Consider the following 7,013-nt stretch of genomic DNA (forward strand, 5'->3'; position numbering starts at 1 on the left):
CGCGATGTCGTCGACCGACATCGCGCGCACCTTCACCGCGGCCAGCTCGATCGCCAGCGGCAGGCCGTCGAGCCGCGTGACGATCTCGTCGACGCGACTCTCCTCGAGGTGGACCCCGGGCCGCGCGGCGACGGCTCGGCGGCGAAACAGCTCGCTGCCGTCGTACGTCCCCAACCTGCCGAGCGGGTAGACCCGCTCCGCGCCGATGGCGAGCGGGCTCCGGGAGGTGGCCAGGACGGTCAGGTCGCGCACCGTCGCGACCAGGAAGGCGGCCAGGTCGGCGACGGCGGCCACGATGTGCTCGCAGTTGTCGAGCACGAGCAGGGTGGGCGCGCCGTCGAGCTGCTGCGCGATCCGCGACCGCACGTCGGCCCGCTGCTCGGGGGTGAGCCGGTCACGGTGAGCGACCGAGTCGCGCACACCGAGAGCCGAGCCGACCTCGCTGACCAGGTCCTCGGGAGCGGTCACGCCGACCAGCTCGACGAAGTGAACCACCGGCTGCTCGGCACCATGGGCGATCACCTGGGCAAGACTGGTCTTCCCCAGCCCTCCGGGACCGAGGATGGTGACGACCCGCGAGCTCTTCAGCAGGGCGGAGACCTCGGCGGCGTCCTGCTCGCGGCCGATCAGCACGTCGGCGTCGTGACGCAGCCCCGAGCGCACCGGGCGGTCGCGCGCGAGCAGCTCGGCGTGGACGGCCCTCAGCCGTGGGCTCGGGTCGACACCGAGCCCGTCGGCCAGCCCGGTCCGGTACGCCTCGAAGCGCTCCAGCGCCGCCGGCACCCCGTGCACGGCAGCGACGGCGCGCAGCACCGCCTCGGTGACGTCCTCGTCGGACTCGATCCGGACGAGCCGTTCGAGGAGCGGCAGCGCCTCGGCGTAGTGCCTCTCCGCGGCCAGCCGCAGCGCCTCCGGACGCAGCGACCAGGCATCGACCTCGGCGGCTCGGAGGCCGAGGCGGTAGCCCCGCGGCGTACGTTCGATCGCACCGGCGTCTGTCGCCGTCCGGGCCCGGGAGACCACCACCTGGAGCGCCTTGGCGGGGTTGGCCGGGATGTCGTCACGCCCCCAGATCTCCTCGACCAGAGCAGCCTCGGAGGCACCCCGTGGACCGGCATCGACCAGGGCGCGCAGGAGCGCCCGGGTCCGCTCGCCCGCCACGGGTGCACCCGCCCAGGTGACCTCGTCCAGCACACTCAGCGTCGTCACAGCCGCCATTCTGTCATAACGATATATCGCGTACGTACGGGATAACGCAGCCTCTCCGACGCGTCAGCCGCTGTAACACGTCGTTCGTAGGACTGCTCGCCCCATTAGATAGGGCGAATAGTCCTACGAACAACGTGTTACACCGCGCGCTGGTCGACCTCGTCCAGATCGATCAGGTTCTTGACGGCATCGAGGCGGCGCGTCGACTCGTCCGGGTCGACCGTGCGGCGGTCGATGAGCGCGAGCTCCTGGTTGGCCTCGGCGAACGGGCGCATCCGCTTCTCGTAGGCCGCGAAGGCGTCAGCGTGGTCTGCGGCACGCCCGAGCTCGAGAGCGAGCACGTAGGCGCCGACGAGCGCGAGGCTCGTGCCCTGACCCGACAGCGGCGCGGCGCAGTGGGCGGCATCACCGAGGAGGACGGTGCGACCACGAGACCAGGTGTCCATCCTGATCTGAGCCATCGAGTCGAAGTAGAAGTCCTCGGCGGTCCACATCCGCTCGATGAGTGCAGGGACCTCCCAACCGAGGCCGGTCACGTGCTCGGCGACAAGCCGCTTCTGCGCCTCGATGTCGCGGTAGTCGTAGTCGATCGGGCCGGAGGCGAAGCCGAGGAAGATCCGCAGCTCCTGGTTGTCACGCACGGTCATCACACAGCCGCCGTCGCGGCCGTCGTTGATCCAGGTCTGCCAGCGGTCCATGCCGAGGAAGTTGTCCTGGCTGAACACCGACAGGTAGGTGCCGAGGTGGTGGAGGTAGTCGGCTTCAGGCCCGAAGACGAGACGGCGAGTGCTGGAGTGGAGGCCGTCGGCGCCGACGACGAGGTCGAAGTGGCGCGGGGCGGCATGCTCGAACTCGACCAGGACGCCCTCGGCGTCCTCGTGGATCGCGGTGACCGAGTCACCGAAGAGATGCTCCACGCCGTCGAGGCGCGCGTGGACGAGGTCGACGAGGTCCTCGCGGAGGATCTCGATGTCCTCGGAGTCGAGCTGCCCCGAGGAGAGCGCGAACTCCTCCGAGCGCATCACCTCGTTGCCCTCGGCGTCGAGCATGTTCATGCCGATGGACTCGTTCCTCAACGCGCGGGCCGGAGCTTCGAGCCCCATCCGGCGCAGGACGGTGAGGGCGGCGCCGCGTACGTCGACGGCCTGGCCGCCTCGTCGCAGCGCCGGCGCGCGCTCGACGACGACAGGGGTCAGCCCCTGTTCGCGCAGCCAGAACGCGAGGGCGGTGCCGGCGACACTGGAGCCGGAGATCAGGACGGTGGTCATGAGCGATCCTTCCAATACGGTGTATATTGAGGTAGAACAAAACGGTAGCGAATACGCCTCTGACCTGGCAATACACAACTTCTACTGGACTAGCACAGTAGTTACCTGGCTAGAATCTGTCCTAGCACAGAGATGAAGGGAGCCACCGTGGCCGGCTCGACCGAACCGACGTACGTCCGCATCGCCACCGAGCTGACCCGGCGCATCGACCAGGGCGAGATCGAGCCCGGCGGCAAGGTGCCCTCGACCCGCCAGGTCGCCGAGGAGTTCGGCGTCGCGCTCGCGACCGCGACGAAGGCGCTCGACGTGCTGCGGGCCGGCGGGCTCGTGATCACCCGCCCGCGCTCGGGCACCGTGGTCGCGCCGCGCGCCGACACCTCACGGACCTCGGTGCCCAGGACTCTCACCCGCCGTCAGGTCCTCGCCGAGGCCGTCGCGATCGCCGACACCGAGGGGCTGGACGCGGTCTCGATGCGCGCGGTCGCCGGGCGCTGCGGCGTGGCCCCGATGTCCCTCTACCGCTTCGTCGAGAGCAAGGAGCAGCTGGTCGCTGCGATGGCCGACTCGGTCTATGCGGCTTCCCGGTTCGCTGTAGATCCCGATGCGCCCTGGCGCGAGCGCGCCGAGGCGCTCGGCCGCGAGCTGTGGCGGCTGCACCGAGACCACCCCTGGCTGGGCCGCACCCAGCCGCTGACCCGCCCGATGATGCTCCCCAACCTGCTCCGCTTCGGCGACCGTCTGCTGGGCGCGCTCGAGGGCCTCGGGCTGCCACCGAAGACCCAGTTCGACATGCACGTGCTGCTCTTCAACCACGTCGCCGGGCTGGCCGCGAACATCGAGCGCGAGGACGAGGCCGTGTCCCTGACCGGGGTCTCGGCCGAGGAGTGGACCGACCGCCAGTACGTGCCCCACTTCGGCAACGACTCCTTCCGGAGCGCCTTCCCGCACATGGCCCGGCTCTTCGGCCCGACCGCCCTGCTCGCCGACGGCTACGACATGGACATCGACGAGCTCTTCGAGCTCGGTTTCGGCCTCCTGCTCGACGGCATCGAGGCGTACGCACAGCGACAGGCAAGAATGGGTCCGTGACCGTCGAACTCCGCTCTGACAACGCCGCCGCCGTCTCCCCCGCGATCCTGGAGGCGATGGCCGCCGTCAACTCCGGCTCCGCGCTCGCCTACGGAGGTGACGAGGTGACCGCCGCCCTCGAGAGCCGGGTCCGCGAGGTCTTCGAGCACCCGACGGCCCGCGTGTTCCCGGTGCTGAGCGGCACCGCCGCCAACGCGCTCTCCCTCTCCGCCCTGACGCCGCCCTGGGGCGCGGTGGTCTGCCACGAGACCGCGCACATCCTCAGCAGCGAGGGCGGCGCCACCTCCCTCCTGAGCGGCGGCGCGGTGATGAGCGGGATCGCGGGCGAGAGCTACAAGATGGCCCCGGAGGCGCTGCAGGCCCACCTGGACGGCGTACGTTGGGGCGACCCGCACCACTCCCAGCCGACCGTCCTCTCGCTGACCTCGCCCTCCGACTACGGCACCGTCTACTCCGTCGCGGAGATCACCGAGCTCACCGCGATCGCGAAGACCCGCGACCTGAGCGTCCACCTGGACGGCGCCCGGTTCGCGAACGCCGTCGTAGCCACCGGCGCCGCGCCGGCCGACCTGACCTGGCGGGCCGGCGTCGACGTACTCTCGCTGGGCGCGACCAAGAACGGCGCCCTCTCGGCCGAGGCGATCGTCTGCTTCAGCGACGCACCCGCCGACGAGCTCGTCTACCGCACCAAGCGCAGCGGTCACGTCACCTCGAAGATGCGCTACCAGTCGGCCCAGCTGCTGGCCTACCTCACCGACGACCTCTGGCTCCACAACGCGCGCAACGCCAACGAGCGGATGGCCGAGCTCGCCGCCGGCCTCGAGCAGGCAGGCGTACGCATCACCAACTCCGTCGACGCCAACCTCGCCTGGGTGGACCTCCCCGAGGAGACGGCCGACCGCCTGGAGGCAGCCGGGGTGCTCTTCTACCGGCTCGGCGGACAGGTCCGGTTCGTGACGTCGTGGCAGACCACGAGCGAGGACGTCCGCGCCGTCCTGAGCCACCTCGAGGCGGCCGACCCGAGCTGAGACATGGCCACGAGGCCACATCTGGGAATCCAGGGGGTGAACTCGGTAACCTCACCCGCCTATGCCTCACGACCTCCAGGTCCCCCACCTCACCCCCAGCACGACCGTTTCGACCCAGCCTGCCTCCGGGCCGGCGAAACGGCTACGTGGCGACGTCCAGGGGCTACGCGCCGTCGCCATCCTCACTGTCCTTGCCGCCCACGCGGGAGTCTCCTGGTTCGCCGGCGGTTTCGTCGGCGTCGACGTCTTCTTCGTCATCTCGGGCTTCCTGATCACCCAGCAGCTCGTCGGTGAGCTCGGCCGCACCGGCCGGATATCGCTGAGGCGCTTCTACGCGCGCCGGGCCCGGCGCATCCTCCCGGCCGCCACCCTCACCCTGGCGGCCACCGTGGTCGCCGCGGTGCTCCTGCTGGGTCCCGCGCAGGTCGCCCCGCTCGCCACCGACGCGGTCTGGGCCTCGGCGTTCGCCGCCAACATCCGGATGGCCATCGCCGGGACCGACTACTTCCAGGCCGAGCTGCCACCCTCACCGGTCCAGCACTTCTGGTCGCTGGCGGTCGAGGAGCAGTTCTACCTGGTCTGGCCGCTCGTCGCGCTGGTCTGCATCGTCCTGGCGAGCAGGATCGGCGCCTCCCGGGGTGGCGAGCGTGACGTCCAGCAGGGCTCGGTACGGGCTCGCCGGTTCCTCCTCGCCGCCATCGCGCTGATCACCCTCGCCAGCTTCGCCTGGTCGATCGTGCACACGCCCGCGGAGGCCACCGCGGCCTACTTCTCCTCGCTCACCCGTGCCTGGGAGCTCGGGATCGGTGCGGCGCTGGCGATCCTGGTCACCAGCGGCCGGGTGATGCAGCGGCTCGCCGGCGTGCCCGTCGCTCGGGAGCTCCTCGCCCTCGGCGGGCTGGCCGCGATCGTCATCGCCTGCCTGGCCTACGACGAGTCCACCCCGTTCCCCGGCTTTCACGCCGCGCTCCCGGTGCTCGGCTCGGCGGCCGTCATCCTCGCCGGCGCTCTTCCCTCGGGCGAGACGACGATCGGTGCCAGGCTGCTGTCGGTGGCGCCGATGCGAGCCATCGGCGACTGGTCCTTCTCGCTCTACCTGTGGCACTGGCCGCTCCTGGTGCTGCCCGAGATCGTCCTGCAGCGTGAGCTCACCTGGCCCGAGCGCGGCCTGGCCGTCGCGGGTGCGTTCGTGCTGGCGTACGTCTCCTTCCGGCTCGTCGAGGCGCCGTTCCGTGAGGGCGCGCTGTGGCGGCCGACGCGGCGTGCGCTGACCTTCTACCCGGTCAGCATCGCGCTCGTGGCGGCCATCGCGTTCGGCGGCACCGTCTACGCCGACTTCGAGGCCACCCGCGGCGACTTCCAGCCGGCGATCACCCTGGCCGACGCACCCGCGGCCGATCCGTCGCTGGACGAGCAGGAGGCGCTCGTACGAGCCTCGGTGCTCGCGGCACGCGAGGACACTGCGGTCCCGACCGAGCTGCGTCCTGCGCTCACCGAGCTCGACTCCCTCAAGCCGAGCCGGACCCGCTGCGACTACACCGACGACACCGAGCGCGACCTGTGCGTCGACGGCGACCCCGACGGGGACCGGACCATGGTGGTCTTCGGGAACTCCCACGCTCTCCACTGGGTCCCGACCCTGAACCGGATCGCGAAGCAGCACGGCTTCCGGGCCTACTTCCTGGTCAAGAACCGCTGCGTCTCGGCCTCGATCACCACCGACCGCGGCGGCGACGAGCACGACCCCTACACCGAGTGCGACGACTTCAACCGGTGGGCCTTCAAGCAGTTCAAGCGGCTCGACCCCGACCTGACCGTCGTCTCCACCGCCCCGCCGATCAAGGGCGTCTTCGACGAGGACGGCGACTGGGTCGGCGAGAGGGACCAGATCGACGAGCTCATGCACCCGGCCTACGCCGACTTCCTGCGCCGGGTGGACAAGCACACCGGACGCACGGTGCTGATCCGCGACATCCAGGGATTCGACGCCAACGCCGGCACCTGCCTGTCCCGGCCCGGTGCCACGCTGGGCGACTGCCTGATGGGCGCGGTGGAGTCGCGGGAGCGTTCGATCGACGTCCAGGTCCGGGCGGCCGAGAAGGTCGGTGTCGACGTCGCCGACATGAGCTCCTACTTCTGCTGGGACGGGTCCTGCCCCGCCGTCGTCGGCGACACCATCACCCACTACGACGGCACCCACATGTCGCGCCAGTACGCACCCCAGCTCGTCGAGCCGCTGGCCCGCCGGCTGGGGCTCCGCACCCAGGGATAGCCCGCCCGAACAGGACGCACGCACAGACCAGGAGGGGGGGGGGGGGGGGGGCCGCCGGGGGGGGGCGGGCGGTCGCTTGCCCACCAGTACCCCGTCGGCGCCGTACACGTCGCCGCCCCCCCCGCGGCGGGTGGAGTGCAGGTAGGG

General features: G+C 70.9%; 5 protein-coding genes. 3 read left to right on the forward strand and 2 right to left on the reverse strand.

Annotated features, from left to right (window positions below):
• Positions 1 to 1,209 (reverse strand): ATP-binding protein (locus tag ACFV9G_RS29320; RefSeq protein ID WP_378732918.1); only part of this gene is annotated, 1,209 nt, incomplete at its 3' end.
• Positions 1,210 to 1,346: 137 nt separating this feature from the next.
• Positions 1,347 to 2,477 carry an FAD-dependent monooxygenase gene (locus tag ACFV9G_RS29325; RefSeq protein ID WP_378732920.1) on the reverse strand — a complete coding sequence of 377 codons (1,131 nt, stop codon included), beginning with the start codon at positions 2,475 to 2,477 and terminating at the stop codon, positions 1,347 to 1,349.
• Between the two features lie 147 nt (positions 2,478 to 2,624).
• On the opposite strand from ACFV9G_RS29325, the gene ACFV9G_RS29330 reads away from it, so the two are divergent.
• From ACFV9G_RS29330 to ACFV9G_RS29340, 3 genes are all read left to right on the forward strand, one after another.
• On the forward strand, positions 2,625 to 3,566 hold the full coding sequence (locus tag ACFV9G_RS29330) for a GntR family transcriptional regulator (RefSeq protein ID WP_378732922.1): 942 nt from the start codon (positions 2,625 to 2,627) through the stop codon (positions 3,564 to 3,566).
• Positions 3,563 to 4,594, forward strand: coding sequence for a threonine aldolase family protein (locus ACFV9G_RS29335; RefSeq protein WP_378732924.1), 1,032 nt, complete (start codon positions 3,563 to 3,565; stop codon positions 4,592 to 4,594). Before ACFV9G_RS29330 ends, ACFV9G_RS29335 begins: the two co-directional genes overlap by 4 nt.
• Positions 4,595 to 4,655: 61 nt before the next feature.
• Positions 4,656 to 6,866, forward strand: a complete 2,211-nt coding sequence (locus ACFV9G_RS29340; RefSeq protein WP_378732926.1) for an acyltransferase family protein — start codon at positions 4,656 to 4,658, stop codon at positions 6,864 to 6,866.
• The last annotated feature ends 147 nt before the right edge of the window (positions 6,867 to 7,013 follow it).

This window comes from Nocardioides sp. NPDC059952 (assembly GCF_042730435.1).
Classification (GTDB): domain Bacteria; phylum Actinomycetota; class Actinomycetes; order Propionibacteriales; family Nocardioidaceae; genus Nocardioides.